The following is a 20615-nucleotide window of genomic DNA, read 5'->3' as shown; positions in this document are numbered from 1 at the left end:
TTATCTTTTAATCATGGCACTGAAGATTCTCTTTTTAACTCATAAATTTTATCCTGATATTGGAGGAATTGAAACTATTTCCTCCCTTTTAGCTTGTTCCTTTGCAAAAAAAGGATATGATGTACATCTGTTAACCTGGTCTGCAGACCCAACAGGAAAGAAGTTCCCATTTACCGTAATAAGGAAGCCAGCGTTGCAAAAGCTTTTTCAAGAACATGCCTGGGCCGACATGGTGTTTGAAAACAATTTATGTATACGCTTATCCTGGCCCGGTTTGTTTTATAAACGTCCTACGATAATTGGACTACACACGTGGATCTCACAGGTAGATGGTAAAGTAGGTTGGCAAGACTTGTTTAAATATAAGTGGTTAAAGAGGGCGACTGGAGTCATCGCATGCAGCGATGCTGTCAGAAGGCGTTGTTGGCCAAAGGCATTAGTAATAGGTAATCCGTACCAGGAGGAAATATTTCGAGTCCTAACTGATATACCACGAACCCTTGATTTCGTTTTCCTTGGAAGACTGGTTTCAGACAAAGGAGGAGCACTAGCGATAGAAGCCTTCCATCGTCTTGTCTGTCAAGAAGATGGTCAGAAAAAGGAAAGCAATAGACGAATATTGACTATTATAGGTGATGGACCAGAACGAGGAAATCTTCAAGGATTAGTTGCTAAACTTGGAATTAAAGATAATGTAGTTTTTACCGGTGCTCTGGGAGGTGAAGAACTTGTCAATTGTTTAAATCAACATAAGTTTCTTCTTGTTCCATCAATATGGGAAGAACCATTTGGAATTGTTGCTTTGGAAGGAATGGCTTGTGGGTGTGTGCCAATTGTATCTAACGGTGGGGGATTACCCGACGCGGTTGGTAATGCGGGCCTAGTTTTTAAAAGAGGTGATGTAGATTCTTTAGTAGCTGCCATACAAAAAATAAATAATGAACCGAATTTGGAACAACAATTGAGAAACGCCGCACCTGCTCATCTTAAAAAGCACAAACAAAGCATCGTTTTCGAGCAGTATTTAGATTTATTGAGGAAAGCGGTTTTAAGTTTTTAATTAAGGTAATGAAAATACTATTATCTCATCCAACAGGTAACGCAAATGTTCGTGCTGCAGCCGAAGGTTTTTTGAAAGCTGATATTTTGGGTGAATTTAATACAGCTATTGCAGTTTTTCCCGGAAGCATTTTCCATAGATTAAGCGGTATTCGCCCATTGGCAGAATTTCGTCGCAGAAGTTTCAACGAAAAGTTGCGACCTTTTACAAACACATTTCCATGGACAGAGATTGGAAGGTTTGCTGCCTTAAAATCAGGAATGCAGCAATTGACAAAACATGAAACAGGAATGTTTTGTATCGATGCAGTTTATCGAAGTATGGATCGTCATGTCGGTAAAAGGCTTAAGCATGCGCGCAAAAATGAAATTAGCGGTGTATATGCTTATGAAGATAGTGCGGTTAAAACATTTGTAAAAGCAAAAAGTCGAGGACTAAGTTGCTTTTATGATCTACCTATCGGCTATTGGCGATGTGCGAAGCAACTCTTGGAAAAGGAAAGGGAACAATGGCCCGATTGGGTTACTACTTTAAGTAGTTTTAATGACTCTCAATACAAATTAGCACTTAAAGATCAAGAGCTGCAATTGGCAGATAAAATATTTGTTGCAAGCCAATTCACTGCCGATACATTAAAACACTTTCCTGGAAAGCTCTCTGATATTAAAGTCGTGCCATATGGTTTTCCCCCCGTTGTTGAAAAGCGGCATTATAACATAACTGCCCATCATCCTTTGAAGCTTCTTTTTGTTGGCGGCCTTTCTCAGCGAAAAGGTATTGCCAACCTTTTTGCTGCCGTCAAAACTCTGGGCCATTACGTTGAACTGACGGTAGTAGGCCAAAAAACAACTAATTCTTGTGTCCCCTTAAATGCTGAATTGAGCAAGCATCGTTGGATTCCCTCTTTGCCGCATTTAGAGGTACTTAAATTAATGCAGACTCATGATGTCCTTGTTTTTCCCTCTCTTTTTGAAGGATTTGGACTAGTTATAACAGAGGCTATGTCTCAAGGAACACCTGTTATTACCACTGAAAGAACTGCTGGTCCTGATTTAATTGTCCACGGTCAAGATGGGTGGTTGATTGAAGCCGGATCTACTGATGCGTTGAAAACTGCTATTGAAACGATCCTGTTTAATCCGGAAATAATACGAAATGCAGGTCGGGAAGCTATGGAAAGAGCTCGAATAAGACCGTGGGAGGTTTACGGACGTGAACTGGCAGAAGCGATAGTTGATAATACCTGATCTGTTTAATTAATCGGTTGAACTATTACGATTTGTATGTTGAATTATTTTTATGATAACTCTGCTGTAAGTAATTTATCAGTTAATGCTCATCAATCTGAGTTACGTAAAATAAATTACTTTGCCGACCCTATGCTTAGGTTAAAGCGGGCAGTTTGGATTTATTTTTTTCTTTTGATTTTTGAAGGCGCTTTGCGCAAGTGGGTGTTTCCTGGATTAGCTACTCCGTTACTTATTATCCGCGATCCAATAGCTTTATGGCTTATTCTTGTTTCCTGGAAGAGAGGCTTACTACGTATGAACCCATTCTTATTTTTAATGATACTAATAGGGATAATAAGCACATTTACTGCTCTCTTTTTAGGACATGGAAATTTTTTGGTAGCTGCATTTGGTGCAAGAATATTAATGATACACTTTCCATTAATATTCGTTATCGGCCGTATTTTTGCGAGGGCAGATGTTATAAAATTGGGAAAGGTATGTCTTTGGATTTCCATTCCAATGACCGTGCTTATAACACTTCAATTTTATAGTCCCCAGTCGGCATGGGTAAATAGGGGTATTGGTGGTGACATTTCTGGGGGTGGTTTTGACGGAGCTCTTGGTTATTATCGTCCGCCGGCTACTTTTTCTTTCACAAACGGCACTACACTTTTTTATAGTTTCTGTGCACCGTTTATCTTTTACTTTTGGCTAAATAGAAAAAACAGAAGTAATTTAATGGTTATTGCAGCTACTATCAGTCTATTGGTTGCTATCCCCCTTTCTATAAGTAGAGGGTTGTTTTTTTCAGTGGCAGTAACTTCAGTCTTTAGTATAATGGCTATTTTTAGAAAGCCGAAATATATAAGAGGAATGCTTCTTATCTGCATGGGTGCACTAGTAGCTATTTTTTTCTTTAATAAAACGAGTTTTTTTGAAACGGCAACTCAAGCATTTAGCTCTCGCTTTGAAAATGCCAATAAGGCAGAGGGTGGTGTAAAAGGGGTTTTGGGTGACCGTTATTTAGGAGGAATGGTTGCTGCACTGACACAATCCTCAGGATTACCGTTATTTGGTTATGGTATAGGGATGGGCACCAATGTAGGAGGAATGTTGCTAACAGGAAAAAATGTGTTTTTAATTTCAGAAGGAGAATGGGGGAGATTGATTGGAGAAATGGGAACCTTATTAGGCTTGAGTGCTATTTTTTTGCGGTTAGGGGTATGTGCAAAAATTTTAATTGCCTGCTATAAAAAACTTGTACTTGGCGATCTTCTGCCATGGATGCTTTTAAGCTTTGCTTTATTACAAATACCGCAGGGGCAGTGGGCGCAGCCTACTTCTTTGGGCTTTAGTACAATTATTGGAGGTATAATAATCGCTTCATGTAGGTTTTCAAGTGAAAGATAGATGTTATCAATGACAATAAATCTTGCATTCTCATGAATATTGCTTTCTGCATCAACCGGTTAGCACTAAAGGGGCTAGGTGTAACACTTTATTCTTTGATCTGCAATTGTTCAAATAAAAGCAGTTTGAAATTTTGGTTTTTATGTTCAGATCTTAATGAAAAAGACCGGGAAGCAATTTCGCAGCTTCTAATAGGAGCCGGCCTACCAAAAACTCAGACTTTTATTGATTTTAATCCGCGAAAAGAATTTGGAACTTTTCCATCTTTACATGGAGATTGGACTGCGTATGGGCGATTACTTCTCGTGGATTTTATAAATGAAGATCAAGTGCTTTATTTAGATGCTGATTTAGTAGTTGAACTGGATGTTTTGGAAGTGGAAACTTTTGATTTTGGTGGAAATATATTGGCTGCTGTTGGGGGAGGCAAATTCAAGTACACATTAGGTAAAAAATTTTACATTGATAAATTGGACATATCTCCAGAATTTGAGTATTTCAATTCTGGTGTTCTTTTGTTTAATCTGAAGGAGTGGCGTACCCAAAATGTGAAGGAGAAGTCTTTGGAAATTGCGGAGAAATATCAGAAAGAACTTCCTTCTCACGATCAATCCTTGTTAAATATAATTTGTTCCGGCAGATTTTCAAAATTGCCTGCATCATTTAATTGCGAATGGATTGCTTCTGAACCTAAGCCTAGTATTTCAAAAAATATGATTTTGCATTTTGTTGGTTCCCCAAAGCCTTGGGATCCTTTAGCTTTTTTATTTCATAAAGGATACAATACCTGGAGGAGTTATCTGAGTCCAGAATGGAAAACTGAGTTCTGCCATTATTCCTTTGCGGATTATAAAAGAACCTGGAGAATCCGAAACTCATATTTACGAACCATAAATATGAGTTTAAAGAGCTTAAGAACCAATAATGGTATTGGTAAGATCATCAGTCGATGAGATGTTATATAAGATAAAGGTTGTTTGCTAATACAAGCCCATGCATATAATCTTGATAGGAAATTATAAGCCGGATAAGCAGGAAAGTATGATTCGTTATGCACTAATGCTTGAATCAGGGTTTATTAAGGCCGGATTTAAAACTCGCATTTGGTGGCCAACTGTCTTTCTAGGTGGTTTTGTTAAGTCCACTACGTCAGGTTTGGGCAAGTGGTTGGGCTATATAGATAAATGGGTTTTTTTTCCCTTAATCTTGAATTACAGATTATTAAAATTAAACCAAAATAATTTTAGGTTTCACGTATGTGATCATTCAAATGCACCTTACTTAAAACATCTGCCAGCCGATACTACTGGGATTACTTGTCACGATGTAATTGCAATAAGAGGTGGACTAGGTCATGCTGACGCTTATTGTGATTCATCAAAAATGGGAAAAATACTTCAAAGGTGGATTTTGGGTAATTTATGTAAAGCAAAGTTATTAGCGGCAGTATCCACATTAACACTTAATCAATTGAGAAAACTGATCTTACACCCATCTATTCAAAGTAAAAACTGGCGTGTGATTTATAATGCTTTGAATGCAGAATTTACACCGATTGAAGAGAAGAAAAGAAAACTTTTGTTGCAGAATACTGGATTATATCCCGATATGCCTTTTCTACTGCATGTTGGTTCAGGTCTACCAAGAAAAAACAGAAAAATGTTATTAGATATGGTACATGTTATTAAAAATGAATGGCAAGGAAATATTTGTTTTGCTGGTGACCCGATTGATGAAAAGCTTCTTTCCTTGGCGGAATCACTTGGCATAGAAAAGAGAATAGTTTCTATTATTAAGCCCGATCATGATACTCTAGTTGCCTTATATAATGCTTGTGAAGCCTTTATTTTTCCATCCTTTTCTGAGGGATTTGGTTGGCCGCTTATTGAAGCACAAGCTTGTGGCGCACCTGTTATTGCAAGCAATATAGAGCCTATGCCTGAAATAAGTGGACGAGCCGCCTTACATGTAAACCCGTACAGCCCTGAAGAATTTGCAGAAGCATTTCTTTCTTTAAAAGATATTGATAAGCGATCTGAAATAATAGAGAAAGGATTTTATAATTCACGACGTTTTTCTTTAAATAAAATGATAGATGAGTATCTTGCCCTGCATAAATTAAAGTGCATAGAGTCGAAAAATTATGTTTCTGAAAGTTATTAGTTATTTTCTTCCATGGCCTTTAAGAAGAAGGGCATTGCAATTGTGGTTTGGTTACAATATTCATCCCTCAGCAAAGATTGGCTTTGCATGGGTATTTCCGCACAATCTTATTATGGCTGCCAATACGAGAATTGATCATTTTACAGTTGCTATTCATCTTGACAAAATTGAGATGGAAGCAAACTCATCTATTGGCCGTGGTAATTGGATAACCGGTTTTTCCGCTTACACTAAGTCTCCACATTTTAAACATCAGGTTGGACGAAAAGCAGAATTGCTTCTTAAAGAAGCTGCAAATATTGTTAAGAATCATCATTTTGATTGTACTAATACAATAGAAATAGGACGATTTTCTACTATTTCCGGTTATAATTCCCAATTATTGACCCATTCTATCGATTTGGAGGAGAACCGCCAGCACAGCTCCCCAATCTTTATTGGTGACTATACTTTTGTGGGTACAAATGTCGTTATTTTGGGCGGCGCTTCACTTCCTAATTACTCAGTATTAGGGGCAAAATCTTTACTAAATAAAGCTTATACTGAAGAATGGAAATTGTACGGTGGAGTTCCTGCAAAAGCCATTTCTGACATTTCGAACAGAGCTAAATATTTTACAAGGACGGAAGGCTTTGTGTATTAGTAATTTGGATTAATTTTTTTTAGTAATGAGGGTTTTACATATAATTTCAGAAATGGATCCTAAAATGGGTGGGGTTGGCCAAGCTGTAAGAACAATGGTAGCAGGTCTAACCAGATTAGGTATACAAAATGAAATAGCTTGCCTTGATGCTCCGGATGCCCCTTTTCTCGTTGATGAAAAATCAATTGTGTATGCTTTAGGACCGGGGAGAGGACCATGGAATTATAGTAAGAAGTTGAGTTATTGGCTTAAAGCAAATTTAACCCGGTTTGATACAGTAATTGTTCATGGCCTTTGGCTTTATAATAGTTATGCTACGTATAGAGTATTACTTCAACTTAAAGCAGAAAGCAAATTAAATAAGCAAAGAAGAAATTTCCCGAAACTTTTCGTTATGCCTCATGGCATGTTAGATCCTTATTTTCAAAAAGCTCCGGGAAGAAAATTAAAAGCTTTGCGAAATCAGATTTTTTGGAAACTTGCTGAACATAAGCTAGTAAATGAAGCAGATGCTCTGTTATTTACCTCCTTAACAGAGCAACAACTTGCCCGGGAACCCTTTTCTCCTTATAAGCCTAAAAGAGAATTGGTAGTGGGTTTAGGAACGGAAGAGCCTCCTTGTTATACCACTGCTATCCAACAAGCCTTTATTCAACAATGTCCTAAAATTAGAAACAATCCTTATATACTTTTTTTAAGTCGTATTGATGATAAAAAGGGGGTTGATATCCTCATTCAGGCTTATAAAAAAGCCCTTAACAAATCCGGTTCTATACCTAAACTTGTTATTGCAGGACCAGGTTTAGAAACTGCTTATGGCAAGCAAATGCAACAAATGGTTTTAGATGCATCTCTTACAGATCACATATTTTTTACCGGCATTGTTAATGGCTATTCTAAGTGGGGAGCATTTTATGGCTGTGTAGCATTCGTACTTCCTAGTCATCAGGAAAACTTTGGAATTGCCGTCATAGAGGCATTAGCCTGTGGCAAACCAGTGTTAATAACAGACCAGGTAAATATCTGGCAGGAAATTAAAGAAGCGGGGGCAGGTTTAGTTGCAGCAGATTCAGAAGATGGAGTAATAGGTTTAATACAAATGTTGTTGTTGATGAATGAAAATGAGAAAGCACAAATGGGAAATCAGGCCAGGGCGCTATACCAAAAACATTTTGCAATAACTCCGGCCACAAAGAGATTATTTGAAGCTATAACTTCAGCCCATATTTGTTAAATTTCATTTGTATATTTAAGATGTAATAATAATGCATGCATAACCAGGATACTTTTACCGGTCCTTCTTTTTCGTTACGTAATAGAGTAGGACGCGTTTTGTGGGGCGTGGTAAATGTTTTTTTTAGATTTTCACCTATACCATTTTATGGGTGGCGTTCGTTACTACTTAAAATATTGGGAGCAAAGGTGGGTAAAGGGGTTCATGTTTATCCTGCAGTTAAGATATGGGCTCCCTGGAATTTAGTGCTTGAAGATGAGTGTGGAATAGCTAACGGCGCAATTCTTTATTCGCAGGGAAAAATTACAATAGGTCGTCGTGCTGTTATTTCTCAAGGAGTTAACCTTTGTGGAGGAACTCATGATTATACTAAGATTGGCTTTCCCCTTGTTACTAAACCAATATCTATTGGTGACTATGCATGGGTAGCTGCAGAAGCTTTTGTACACCCCGGTGTTAAAATAGGGGTAGGATGTGTGATAGGAGCGCGGTCTGTCGTAACTAAGGATATGCCGGATTGGACCGTATGTGCAGGACACCCCTGCGAACCAATTAAGGAAAGAAGGATTGATAATTTTCCTATGCCTTCAAATATTAACGATAGACGTTTTCCTCTTAAAGCTCATTAGATAGCAAAATTTTTAAATTTTTATTGTTAACAGCAGGAATCCCCTATCTATATATCCTGCCAATGCACACCTATTTGTCTTTTCATGATTTCAGTTATCATTCTTACTAAAAACGAAGAACGAGATCTTCCTAATTGTTTAAATTCTCTTATCTGGTGCGATGATATTCATGTACTTGACTCAAACAGTACAGACCAAACAATACAAATTGCAGTAACCTATGGTGCTAAAGTTGTAACCAATCCTTTTATTAGTTTTGGAAAACAACGAAATTTTGCATTAGATAATATCAATACAAAGCATAGCTGGATTCTTTTTCTTGACGCTGACGAAGTGGTATCGAATAAATTTAAAGATGCAATGATATATGCAATAGAAAATGCAGCTGAGGACACTGCAGGCTTTTATTGTTGTTGGAAGATGATGCTTGAAGGAAAGTGGCTTAAGCATTCTGATAATTTTCCTAAATGGCAGTTCAGACTCATGCGCAAAGGCAGAGCAAGGTTTACCGATTTTGGTCACGGTCAGAAAGAAAAAAATATAATTGGAAAAATGGAATATATAAAAGAGCCCTATTTGCACTTTGGTTTTTCTAAAGGGTGGATGAATTGGATTGACCGTCACAACTTATATTCCACGAACGAAGCTTTAGCACGAATTAATAATTGTCCTCCTTTCAAGAATATTTTTCATCGGCATGAAAGTGTTCGTAACCCTGCCTTAAAATGTTGGCTTAGCAAATTACCGATGTGGCCTTTTTTTCGCTTCTTCTACACCTATTTTATAAGAGCTGGTTTTCTTGAAGGACTACCTGGTTTTATTTATTGCGTTAATATGGGGTACTACGAGTTTCTTATTCAAATTAAAATGAGGGAAATAAAGAACGGGTATAATTTCAAAACTAATATCTAAGGAAGAAATAGTTTATGAACTTTATGTTTACATGTGAAAATACAGTGATACTGAGAAATATTAGTGTCGCAAATGTTCAACTCAGGTTTTGTGATGAATCATCTTACTTGTCTTCCATTCATTTATTACTACACTAATTAATTGCTTTACAACATCTCATTATAATAATGGAAAAATAAATAGTAAGATAGGATTTTTTATAGAATATAGGTTACATTTAAATAGTAGATAAATTAATTCTGATAAAGATGTATCACAAGAAATTATCGATATTGGTATATTCAATTCTATTTCTTACAACATCAACCTTGGTATTAAGTCAGCAAATCAACAAGTCTTTTTCCTTTATTTTAAATAATAGTGCCAAAACCAGTGCCGGGATATATAAGACTGATGGAACATTAATTAGGACGCTTTGGAGTGGTGTAAATTATAACGCGGGAACCTATAAAATTAACTGGGACGGTACTGATGACAATAGAAATAATGTTCCTGTTGGAAATTATATTGCAAAAGTACTATCTAATAATGTTAGCTATAAGTGGGAAGGCGTTATTGGTAACACTTCAGATAGCATGACAGGCAGCACTGTATATCATAGTAATGACATTATAAAGTGCATGGCTATTTCTGGGAATACTGCCTTTTGTGGCGCCGGTTATGCTGAAGGCCATTCAAGTCAAATTAAATTTAGTTTAGCAACCCCTCAACAAAAAAAAGAAGTTTTTGGAGAACATTCTACAAATCAATCTACATATTACAATACTACCGACGGAGTAAATGTATATTGGGCAGGATATGATCCCTTTAAGCCATCTAATCATTTTGTCTTTGCAACTAAAATCAATGGAGGTGTTGAAGCACTTTTTTCATCAGGAAGTACACTTAAAATGACATATGGAATAACTTATAAGAGTGTTATTGATTATTTAAATAATGACAACGCCACAATTACAGGTTTGGCAGTCCAGAAAAATCATGATTATTTATTTGTATCCCATAAAGTTTTAAATCAAATTCATGTACTTAACAAATCTACAGGTGCTTTAGCGCAAATTATATCTTTTACGTCCCCCCGAGGATTAGCTATAGATGGTAATGACAACCTTTGGGTTATTAGTGGAGCTAACACAGTATCAAAATATACAGTTAATAGTAAAGGTTATTTATCATCAGCCATTGTAAGAATTTCAGGATTAATTAACCCTTTAGCAATAGCTGTTTCGCCAGATAACAAAACAGTAGTAGTAGCCGATGCCGGAACAAGTCAACAATTAAAAGCGTTTAATAATTCCAACGGATCTTCTTTATGGACGTATGGGCAATTAGGAGGATATAAAAATGATGCAACAGTTTTAAATAACAGATTTTATTTTAGTGACCTAAATACAGTAATTAACAGCACCTTTATATGCTTTGAACCTAACGGCTCCTTTTGGGTAGGTGATACGGGGAATTTCAGAATGCAGCATTATTCTGCCGACAGAACTTTCATCAATAGAATAATGTATTTACCCACAATCTATAGTGTTTATGCTGATCCTAACAAACCTTCCCGTGTAATTGCCGGTTATTTGGAATTTGCGGTAGATTATTCAAAGCCGGTTGGCGCAAATAACGGCTCATGGAAACTGGTTAAGAATTGGATGGCTGCAATTCCGCCTAAATATTTTGGCTCTTTTACCCGAATTCTACAGTCAGTTACAACGCTTAGTAATGGCAGAACTTATGCCTTAAGAAGAGATGAAACAACAAATACACCTGTAGTGGTAGAGCTGCCCGCTACTGGACAAATAAGGTTTACAGGAATCAAATTTGACCAAAATAGTGACAAACAGATATATAGTGATGGATCTTTAAGAAGCTATTTAGTTACAGCTGCCGGTATCAGTTGGTATAAACAGACTTTGACAGGGTTTGATAATTCAAATAATCCAGTATGGGGGCCGCCAATCTCGCTTGCTTCGACCAGCGACCGGTCTCTTATTCCAGGTAGTGCGTACCCTTTACCTATACCAATAACTTCATCAAATATTGTTATAGCATTTAATGGAGGAGGTGACTCGGGCTACGCTTTGGGTGGTATAAAAACTGGTAGTGCCAAATGGAAGTGGAAAACAGCTATGACAACCCATAAAGAATATGAAGGGGCATTTCCTCCAGATGGATATTTTGATAAAGGTAATGGTGTCCAATATGCCGGAAACGTAGCTTTGGCATTTGATAGGAACATAGTATGGGGATATAACGGAGAATTTTGGAAACAAAGCCAGACAAATAAATGGAACCATGTGTATGATAACGGTTTATTTGTAGGTCAATTTGGTGTCACTGGACCTGAAGTAAAAGGACAAGAAGCAGCAGCAATGATGGCGGGTAATGCTTTTTCTCCTGCAATGGTAAAAGTTGGAAACAATTATTATCTTTACCATAATGATGAAAGCCATCATGGTGGTGTCCATAGATGGAAGATATCAGGGATTGAGACTATACAGGAGCAATCATGTCTACTATCAGATTCATTTTTAACGAGTATAACACCTTTACTACCAGGCATAGATTTAATGGCTGGGTTGCCCTTCAATAAAATTCTTGAAGATAATACAGCAGGATGGACAAGAAATCCTACTGAGAATAATATAAAAACCTGGATTGCCCGAACAAACATAAAAACCTACGATAAAAGAAAGTCTCCTGATTTGTGGGTTGCATGGTCAAATAACATAAGTCACTCGATCAGAAGGGATTTAGGCTCAAATACAAATTTATCTTCCTGGGATTTATCAGGAAAAATAAGCTATGAGGGGAATATGCCAAACACCGATAATGCCATGCTTTATTTTGATGTTTTAGACAATTTTGATAAAATACTCGTTAGATTTTATACAAAAATTAATTTTAACAACTGGACTGTAAGCATCTATGCCAATAATATTTTAGTGAGTTCAGGGGATAGTGATAAGATGGAGAATATTTTGGCTGAATTTCAACCGCTTGATATTAAGTTAACTAATGGTGCAATAAAAGTTACTTATGCAAAGTATCCCGCTGTAATTATTAAATCTTTTGATGCCGCTGCTAATATACACAATCCTAAAACAATGAGATTGAGTTTTAAGTATGTTCCATCTGGTAATATATTCGGAAAAAAAATAGACTTGGATGAAATGCGTTTTGTTGCAACTAAATCTACCAGTTCTATTCAATCCTTAAATGCCGATACAAGTACAAGTATTGCAACTACTTCTAAATCCAATGTTATAAAGACAGGCACCAAACCTGAAGTTGCTCAAAGCTTTTCAAATATTGATTCTAAAAGGGTTGGCATGAATTTAAAAAAAAGAAATAATTATTATGAGATTAAAACGGGAGACCAAACAGGAATTAACAGATACAGTAAAATATTAAAGCTCAAACTCAAGGAAGAAAAAGGAAATTTTAATGTGTATCCAAATCCTGTTACCGATAATTACCTTACTGTTAAGTTCAATAATATTTCTAAAGGAATATATCTTATTAAATTGATAAGCAGCAATGGACAAACTATTTATACAAAAACCCTTACTCATTTAGGCGGTTCAGCTAGCCAGTCAATTCCTTTTAATCCTAATTTTTCCTCCGGAACATATAATTTGCAGATAACAGGAGATGGCTCCTATTTTAACAAACGATTATTGAAATAGGATTTTTCTTAAAGTTTTAAGTCGACAATAACTTAAACCTGTCCATACATTTCCAGATGTTATTTTATTTATTAAAGAGATTAATAAGAAAGTTGTAAAATTAAATTTTATAACAAAGGACGGGGCTATAAGATGACTCTGAGGAAAAGCAAGGTGTTACATAACTTGAGTTCCTATCTTCATAATTTAATTTTAAGATAATTATATTAATAAAGCCCTAGTATAATAAAAATATTATTACTTCGTTCACTTTAGCTAACGAATAAACAATTATGAGTGCCGGAGTAAAATTATTATTAATAATTATTTTTTTAACTAATTACAAACCGTCGTTTGCACAAAAGAATTATCAAGTATCTAAACGATTTGGTTTTTTGATAGGAGTAGATGCATCAAATATGAATTTTAATAAGGGTGTTCCAACACCTTCTGTTCCTGTTAAAGCTAACTGGAAAAGTGGAATAACAATGGGTTTTCTGGTTCAGGTGCCATTGGCTCAAAAGCTTTTTTTACAACCGGAATATATTTACACAAGAAGAAGAAGTGCCGATGAAAGTACAGGTTTGCAGTACACCGCTGATTATTTTGCTATGCCCATTCTGCTGAATTATTATCTATCTTCCCGCTTTTCCATGGTCGTTGGGCCTCAGCCGGAACTATTAATACATGCTCAGTCGTATAAAGATGGAATCAATAGTAACATAACTCATGATACGGAAGAACGTAGTGTGGCGGGGGCGGTAGGGTTTGATGTTCGACCAAAAGCAAATTTTATTCTTTCTGCCCGGTACTTGCAAGGTTTTAATCATATCGGCATCGGCCAGCGATCTAATGTGAAAGAATTTAAGTATGAGGTAATAACTCTAACGGCAGGTATAAGATTCTAAAAAAGATTACACTAGCTTTCAACTTCCATTTTTTTAACCTGTAAAAAATCAAAGTGAAACGACATTATTTAATCTCCAATTTTTTTTCAATTTCCAAAATACACCTCCGATTGTTTTATTTCCTAAAAGTCAGTTACCAAGCTAATTTTAAAATATTTCTACATGCGGTTCCCACCGCTTGACTTTTAATTTTCATTTACCCGAATCTTATATTCCTCCTTTTAATGCTGTTTTCGCAGCCTTCTCCTCTACAAATATTTCCTTCTCTGTTTCATTTTCCCTTTACTCTTTTTCTTTTTAACTGTAGATTGTTTTAGTCTTTTGGTCTCAAAGCCTTCATAATTCATTTCATGTCTTTCACTTTATTTTTTTTTAAAAATTCCATCTTCGATTAGTCCATACTGAGATTTCTTTTTACCATCTCGAGCATATGCTCGTAGTGAGACCCTTTCCAGTAAATTTTTTTACAGCGGGAGCACTGAAAAAAATCGTCGAAAAATTGAATAGTTTTAGGAGGAAGTTCTTTTAAAACACTTTCTTTTTCAACTTTCTTTATTTCCCCATTGCATGACAGGCATCTTTGAAAAAGTGAGACTTCTGGTAAAAGGTTGAAGCGGTTTACAACCTCTTGCAGTTGCTTTTCCACCGTTTGCGACCGCAACCAATAACCCCATTTTATTGATTTGTGCTTTAATAAGCCTATGTCACGCGTCAAAACAACTCGTTGCTCTATTTCTGCAATCTCAACGATAAATTTATCAGAAAAGTCATTTTTGTATAATGTATCGAATCCAAGTATTCTTAGGGCTCTTGCCAATCTTCCAACCTGTACGTCTGCAACAAAGGTTATTGGGTAATTAAGAGTAGGTGAGAGCGAATGACTTTTTACAAATGGTGTGTTTGCGTTTGCAGGATAAACCTCAACGGTATCATTATTAGTAAGCTTAAATGTAAAGTTTACCGGCGAACCATTTACAATAATAAAATCTACTTCAGTATGTGGAATGCCAATAGCCTCAATAGCATCTTTAATTGCAGGAGTTCCTTTAAAATTATACCTAAAAGGTTTGTATTTATTAGTTGCTGGAAGAAAATCGTTCAGCGTTAGGAAGAATTGAAAAACCGCACTTTGAATCATATAGCTATTCGCACTCTGAGTATTACATTATGTTTCAATATTCTATACCTCCGTCTTTTATGCTTTCCTTTTTGTGTTTGTCTATCGTTTCCAGCACTTGTTGAGGGTTAACATAGCGGGTAAGCTCATTAATTTCCGGATCGTCAGCTTCCTTTATATTAAGTTTATGAGCAATGGCCGTGACCAATGTAATTAATCGTGTTATTTCATGCTCTGCAAGTAAGCTTACCTGCAGATCTAAATTTGCCCGTTTGTCAGCCAATTGATTCATACGATTCTGACGGATAAGAACAAAGGTCGATAAGAAAATTGCCTCGACAGAAGCCAATATCATTAATCCGGTGAAAGAAGGATCTATGGGTTTAATACCGAGTAATCCGACATTATAAATAATCCATAAACCAAAAATTATAATGTGAATATACACAAATGACATACTTCCGGTAAATGACGTTATTTTATCAGCGATGTGTTCATCAGAAGTCTTTTCTTTTTCTTCCTGTTGACGAAGTTTAATTAGCTCCCTGATATTGCGTTCCATTACTCCTGCAATCTCCGAAACATCCTCAGTAGACCTTGATAGCTTATCTTCATTACTCATATTCTAAATTTACAACTAGATCAATAGATTGTTTAAAATCAGGTTATAATAAGGATGAAATTGTAAGCTGTAACTACTTGCTCTTGTAGTATTTGGAATAATAAATATGGAATTTAGTGAAACTGAATTAAAAACTTATCTAATGGTTCCTGATGTTGAATAAGCGTAGTTTTGCCGGTCTCAAAAATTGTATTTATTCTTTTGCAATATCTGCATGCTGTTTGCGATAAAAGAGATAATGTCATCTTTATATGGAATGCTGTGAATAAAATACCTTAAATGAATTTACCCCTTTCTCTGCGAGCATTACAATACTATAATTTCCGGTTATATTTTTCCGGCCAGGCCATTTCTCTTATCGGCACCTGGATGCAACGCATAGCAGTAAGCTGGCTTGTTTATTCTGTTACACATTCTGCTTTAATGCTTGGCGTTGTTGGGTTTGCGGGTCAGATACCTGTTATGTTGCTTTCTCCCTATGCAGGTGCTTTTACTGATCGTCACAGCCGTTATAGAATATTATTAAGAACACAGATAGCAGCTATGTTACAGGCTGGTGTGCTAACGCTAATGGTAATGAAAGGCTTTTACAATATTCCCGGTATTATTTTTTTAAGCGTTGTACTTGGCGTTATCAATGCATTTGATACACCTGCACGACAGGCTCTTATGATTGTTTTAATAGATGATAAAAGCGATTTGCCAAATGCTATTGCCCTTAACTCTTCTATGGTAACACTGGCTCGCCTGTTAGGGCCTGCAGCAGCGGGAATCTTACTTAGCAGCTTTGGAGAATCAATTTGTTTCCTGATTAATTTTTTAAGTTTTATTGCAGTAATTGTTTCGCTTTTGCTGATGAAGTTGAAAATACCGGAAAGAAAAAAGCAACAGGAAAACATTTGGGAAGGATTGGTTGAGGGATATAATTACCTGAAGCATCACAGGGGAATTCGTTTAGCTATACTTTTAATGGCGCTTACCAGTTTTTTAGTAATGCCTTACTCGACCTTGCTGCCTGTATATGCAAAGACGGTTTTTAAGGGAGATGTTACTACTTACAGCTGGTTGAACAGTATTTCAGGATTAGGTGCGCTGATGGGCGCAATATTTATGACCAATCTTAAACCCGGAAGAAGTTTGCCGAAAATTATCGTCTACTCCAGCCTCTTGATGTCGGTAAGTTTAGCACTATTTTCTTTCACCTCTTATTTTCCATTAGCGTTATTTTTACTTATGCTGGGTGAAAGTGGTATGCTTGCGCAAATAGCTGCAACCAACACTTACATTCAAACCAATGTAGATGAGAAAATGAGGGGAAGAGTTATCAGTTACTACGTAATGGCTTTCCAGGGTATGCAACCTATCGGAAGCTTTCTGATAGGTTTTTCAGCTCATTATATAACCGCACCTCATACAGTACTCATTGAGGGTTTAGCAGGTATAGTGACAATATTATTCTTTATACCCCTTGTAAGAAAGAAAAAAGCTGTGGAGGCTGAAGTAAAAGAATAAATTTTATTTTTTGCGCTACTTATTGAACACCATGTACCTGCATATCTAATACATAAACAGATTCCGATGCTGTAATAAATAGTTTATCTCTATTCTTTCCTCCAAAACAAACATTGGCTGTCCATGGCGCAGGTATATCTATATGTTCAACCTGTTTACCTTCGGCATTATATACGGTTACTCCCTTTCCGGTCAGATAAATGTTGCCTTTGTTGTCGATTGTCATACCGTCGGAGCCCTGTTCGATAAATAGCTGCGGCTCTTGTAATGACCCATCAGGATTAATTGCGAATTTGTAAGTCTTGTTGCCTTGTATATCTGCAACGTACAGAAGTGTGCCATCGGGTGTTCCGATAATTCCGTTTGGCTTTTGAAGACTGGAATCAACTACAATAGCTTCTTTTTTATTTGCAGGAAGAAAATATACCATTTCTTTTTTTATACGCGGGCCCTGTCTCGTCCAGTAATCGCGTTTGTATAAAGGGTCAGTGAAATATATTCCTCCATTGGGATGTATCCACAAGTCATTTGGCCCGTTAAATAATTGCCCTTTATAATCGCTTAGTAAAACGGTGGTTTTACCAGTGGGAGTGATAGACCACAATTCGTTTTTTTCATCAGCGCAAGAAATTAAATTGCCTTTTTTATCAAAATACAATCCATTAGATCTGCCCATTTTTTCAAAAAAGAGAGAAAGTTTTCCATCCGTACTATACTTCCATATTTGATCATTTGGCTGATCTGTAAAAAATACATTTCCGTACTTATCAACTGCTGGCCCTTCTGTAAACTTAAACCTGTTTGAAATGAGTTTCGGCGATGCTCCTTTTGCAATGATGCTGCTTGGAGTGGTGTCATTATTTTGAAAACAATAACCGGCTGAAGGAGTAGCTATGAGAAGAATAAATAAATACTTAATAATTTTTTTTTTCATTTGACAATTTTGAAACAAGAAACGGATGAATTATTGAAATTACTTTTTAAAGTGCAGACAAGCATAAATGGGAATAAAAAATCTTATAGGGTAATAAACCACTATTTTAATACATATTAATTGATTCCTGATGCTTTTGTTTCATGGGTTCATAATATCAAATAATACTTCTCTTTTTTCACGTGAATTTTTTGCGCCGGCAATTGGCGCTTCCAGTATGTCGTTTTTAATTGCCTCCATTGCTTCTTCCATAAATTTATCTACAGGCAGACCTCCATGAGATAGTGTTTTATCCTCGCGTCTGTCGCTTCCCAATTCTGTATCCACCGCCGGTGGCGCTATCTCAAATACTTTTATTGAAGTATTTTTTAATTGATGGCGCAGTGATAATGTTATTGAATGAATAGCCGCTTTTGTAGCACAATAAACAGGCATAAAAGACAAGGGTACAAAAGCCAACCCTGACGAAATATTAATAATTGCAGCTTCTTTTTTTGTAGAAAGATGTTGAGCAAACAATGAAGAAAGATGTATTGGTGCAGTAAGGTTTGTTTCGACTTCATTGTTTACCCTCGTAAGGTCTACGGGTTTTGTAAGGTCCGTTAATAATTGAACGCCTGCATTATTGATCAGAACATTCACATCGGGAAAGTTAGTAACGACCCATGCGGCAAGTTCTTCACGGTCCTTTGTTTTTGCTACGTCACAAACGCGCGTAACAATTTCTTTTTGTTGGTGTTGTATTTCTTCTAACCTATTTTTTCTGCGTCCGCAGATAATCACTTTATTGCCTAACTTCAAAAATTCTTTCGCGAAGGCTAATCCAATTCCTGATGTACCTCCGGTAATAAGTATTGTATTTCCTGTAGTTTGCATTTAGAATATTTTAAGCTCAAAAATAAAAAGTCAAAATTCGCATTAATGCTTTAAAAAGTTGGTTGATAAGAAAAGCCAATAACCCATATTAATATTGATTATTGGCTTTCATCTATGATCATCTCCTGCCATTTAACTTTCGTTATTCAACTGTTTTGTCAACGGTCATCTGTTAGTCCATCTAATACCTTAATCTCTGTTATACATTATTGTCCATTCTCTAAGCCGATTCTCTGCATCGATAGTCACCTGGTGGGGAATAAGTCGCCATTCCCAATTGTTTTCACCTGATGCCGGCGTGTTAATACGTCCCAGTTCATCTATTCCTAGCACATCTTGTATGGGTAATATGGCAATGTTGGCAACAGATGCATATGCAAGACGAGCCATTTCTATATGAATGTCATCTTCTGTTAATTGCTTTCCAACATACTGCTCAATTTGGTGGTGATACTTGTTACCCTCCTGGCGGTACCATCCGCGCATTGTATTGTTATCATGTGTGCCTGTGTAGGCAATAAAGTTTTCAGAATAATTATGAGGTATGTGAGGCGATTTAGGCATATCATCACCAAAGGCGAACATCAAAACCTTCATTCCCGGAAAATCAAATTCGTCCCGAAGTTCGTAAACAGCATCATTTATTTCGCCGAGGTCCTCTGCTATAAATGGTAAATCTCCTAACGCTTTTTTTACTGCACGAAAAAAGTCTGCCCCAGGGCCTGGTTTCCACTTACCATTTTTTGCTGTTTTTTCATTTGCAGGAACTTCCCAATAATCGGCAAATGCGCGAAAATGATCAAGACGCAATAAGTCAAAAAGCTCTATATTCTTTTTAAAACGTCCTATCCACCAGTCGTAGTGGTGCTTTTTAAGTACATCCCATCGAAATACCGGCATGCCCCATAACTGCCCATCGTCGCTAAATGCATCAGGAGGAACGCCGGCCATTCCAATCATGTTTCCTTCTTCATCCAGACTAAAGAGATGTCTATTTGACCATACATCTACTGAATCATAACTGATGTAAAAAGGCAAGTCTCCAAAAAAATGAATGCCTTTATTATTACAATAAGCTTTTAAATCCTTCCATTGTTTCGAAAAAATGAATTGTAGCCATTTTATTTTTTTAATGGCTTCCTTATTTTCAGATACTAATGTGTGTAATGCTTTTTTATCCCGTAGTTTAAACTCCTCGGGCCATTCAAACCAGGGTTTGCCTCCATTTTCCTGCTTTAAAACCATATATAAAGCGAAGTCATCTAGCCAGTGAGCTTCTTTTTCGCAGAACTTTTCAAAGTCCTTTTTAAATTGATGTCCCTTGCCCTGCTGATAATTTTGCCATGCTTTTTCAAAAATTTCAGCTTTTATACGTTCTACTTCATTAAACAGTGTTTTCCCCTCCTGCGGAAGGTAATACTGCTCAAGCTCTTTCGTATCCAGCAAACCATCTTTTGCTAATACCTTGGGGCTAATAAGCAAAATGTTTCCTGCCCGGCTTGAGATAGAGCTGTAGGGTGAATGGCCTTGTCCCTGCTCGGTAGGGTTTAGTGGTAATAGCTGCCAGTATTTTTGTTTGCTACGATTTAAAAAATCTGCAAATAGTATTGCTTCAGGTCCCATGTCGCCAATACCAAAAGCTGAAGGCAGTGAAGAAATGTGCAGTAAAATACCGGCGGCACGTTTGTTTTCCGTCATAGT

The 20615-nt window shown here is 36.6% G+C and carries 17 protein-coding genes; 12 read left to right on the top strand and 5 right to left on the bottom strand.

Annotation, left to right across the window (positions count from 1 at the left end; all coding sequences use genetic code 11):
• The first annotated feature begins 13 nt into the window (after positions 1–13).
• The 11 genes from B154_RS0111200 (at position 14) to B154_RS0111150 (ending at position 13853) form a co-directional block, all read left to right on the top strand.
• Positions 14–1060 (top strand): glycosyltransferase family 4 protein, encoded by a 1047-nt coding sequence (locus tag B154_RS0111200; protein WP_018614262.1) that lies wholly within the window; start codon positions 14–16, stop codon positions 1058–1060.
• An 8-nt stretch (positions 1061–1068) separates the two neighbouring features.
• Entirely contained in the window at positions 1069–2307 is a 1239-nt protein-coding gene (locus B154_RS0111195; protein WP_018614260.1) for a glycosyltransferase family 4 protein, read from the top strand.
• A 36-nt stretch (positions 2308–2343) separates the two neighbouring features.
• Entirely contained in the window at positions 2344–3702 is a 1359-nt protein-coding gene (locus B154_RS0111190; protein WP_018614258.1) for a hypothetical protein, read from the top strand.
• Positions 3703–3734: 32 nt separating this feature from the next.
• Complete coding sequence (locus B154_RS0111185; RefSeq protein WP_018614257.1) at positions 3735–4655, top strand: glycosyltransferase family 8 protein; 921 nt, start codon at positions 3735–3737, stop codon at positions 4653–4655.
• 40 nt (positions 4656–4695) lie between these two features.
• A complete protein-coding gene (locus B154_RS0111180; RefSeq protein ID WP_018614255.1) occupies positions 4696–5865 on the top strand; it encodes a glycosyltransferase family 4 protein in 1170 nt (389 codons plus the stop codon).
• Positions 5846–6508: an acyltransferase gene (locus B154_RS0111175; RefSeq protein ID WP_018614252.1), complete on the top strand. Its 663-nt coding sequence runs from the start codon at positions 5846–5848 to the stop codon at positions 6506–6508. The genes B154_RS0111180 and B154_RS0111175 overlap by 20 nt, the downstream gene beginning before the upstream one ends.
• A gap of 25 nt (positions 6509–6533) precedes the next feature.
• The gene (locus B154_RS0111170) at positions 6534–7742 is read left to right on the top strand and encodes a glycosyltransferase (RefSeq protein ID WP_018614251.1); all 1209 of its coding nucleotides are present in this window, start codon (positions 6534–6536) and stop codon (positions 7740–7742) included.
• 35 nt (positions 7743–7777) lie between these two features.
• Complete coding sequence (locus B154_RS0111165; RefSeq protein ID WP_018614250.1) at positions 7778–8371, top strand: LbetaH domain-containing protein; 594 nt, start codon at positions 7778–7780, stop codon at positions 8369–8371.
• An 84-nt stretch (positions 8372–8455) separates the two neighbouring features.
• A complete protein-coding gene (locus tag B154_RS0111160) occupies positions 8456–9283 on the top strand; it encodes a glycosyltransferase family 2 protein (RefSeq protein ID WP_018614249.1) in 828 nt (275 codons plus the stop codon).
• Between the two features lie 248 nt (positions 9284–9531).
• Positions 9532–12966, top strand: coding sequence for a T9SS type A sorting domain-containing protein (locus B154_RS0111155; RefSeq protein ID WP_018614248.1), 3435 nt, complete (start codon positions 9532–9534; stop codon positions 12964–12966).
• A 272-nt stretch (positions 12967–13238) separates the two neighbouring features.
• Positions 13239–13853: a porin family protein gene (locus B154_RS0111150; RefSeq protein WP_018614247.1), complete on the top strand. Its 615-nt coding sequence runs from the start codon at positions 13239–13241 to the stop codon at positions 13851–13853.
• 391 nt (positions 13854–14244) lie between these two features.
• Here B154_RS0111150 and B154_RS0111140 read toward each other — a convergent pair whose 3' ends face one another.
• Complete coding sequence (locus B154_RS0111140; RefSeq protein ID WP_018614243.1) at positions 14245–14991, bottom strand: Mut7-C RNAse domain-containing protein; 747 nt, start codon at positions 14989–14991, stop codon at positions 14245–14247.
• 34 nt (positions 14992–15025) lie between these two features.
• Positions 15026–15592, bottom strand: a complete 567-nt coding sequence (locus B154_RS0111135) for a DUF1003 domain-containing protein (protein WP_018614242.1) — start codon at positions 15590–15592, stop codon at positions 15026–15028.
• Between the two features lie 279 nt (positions 15593–15871).
• Here B154_RS0111135 and B154_RS0111130 point away from each other — a divergent pair, with 279 nt between their 5' ends.
• The gene (locus B154_RS0111130) at positions 15872–17104 is read left to right on the top strand and encodes an MFS transporter (protein ID WP_018614240.1); all 1233 of its coding nucleotides are present in this window, start codon (positions 15872–15874) and stop codon (positions 17102–17104) included.
• A 19-nt stretch (positions 17105–17123) separates the two neighbouring features.
• Here the strand turns inward: B154_RS0111130 and B154_RS0111125 are convergent, their stop codons facing one another.
• The 3 genes from B154_RS0111125 to malQ all read right to left on the bottom strand — a co-directional run bounded on the left by B154_RS0111125 (position 17124) and on the right by malQ (position 20612).
• The gene (locus B154_RS0111125; RefSeq protein WP_018614237.1) at positions 17124–18038 is read right to left on the bottom strand and encodes an SMP-30/gluconolactonase/LRE family protein; all 915 of its coding nucleotides are present in this window, start codon (positions 18036–18038) and stop codon (positions 17124–17126) included.
• Between the two features lie 141 nt (positions 18039–18179).
• On the bottom strand, positions 18180–18914 hold the full coding sequence (locus B154_RS0111120) for an SDR family oxidoreductase (protein WP_018614235.1): 735 nt from the start codon (positions 18912–18914) through the stop codon (positions 18180–18182).
• Positions 18915–19103: 189 nt separating this feature from the next.
• Entirely contained in the window at positions 19104–20612 is a 1509-nt protein-coding gene (gene malQ / locus B154_RS33055; RefSeq protein WP_018614233.1) for a 4-alpha-glucanotransferase, read from the bottom strand.
• Positions 20613–20615: the final 3 nt, after the last annotated feature.

Source organism: Segetibacter koreensis DSM 18137, from assembly GCF_000374045.1.
GTDB lineage: Bacteria > Bacteroidota > Bacteroidia > Chitinophagales > Chitinophagaceae > Segetibacter > Segetibacter koreensis.
This window is presented reverse-complemented; position numbering and strand designations above follow the sequence as displayed.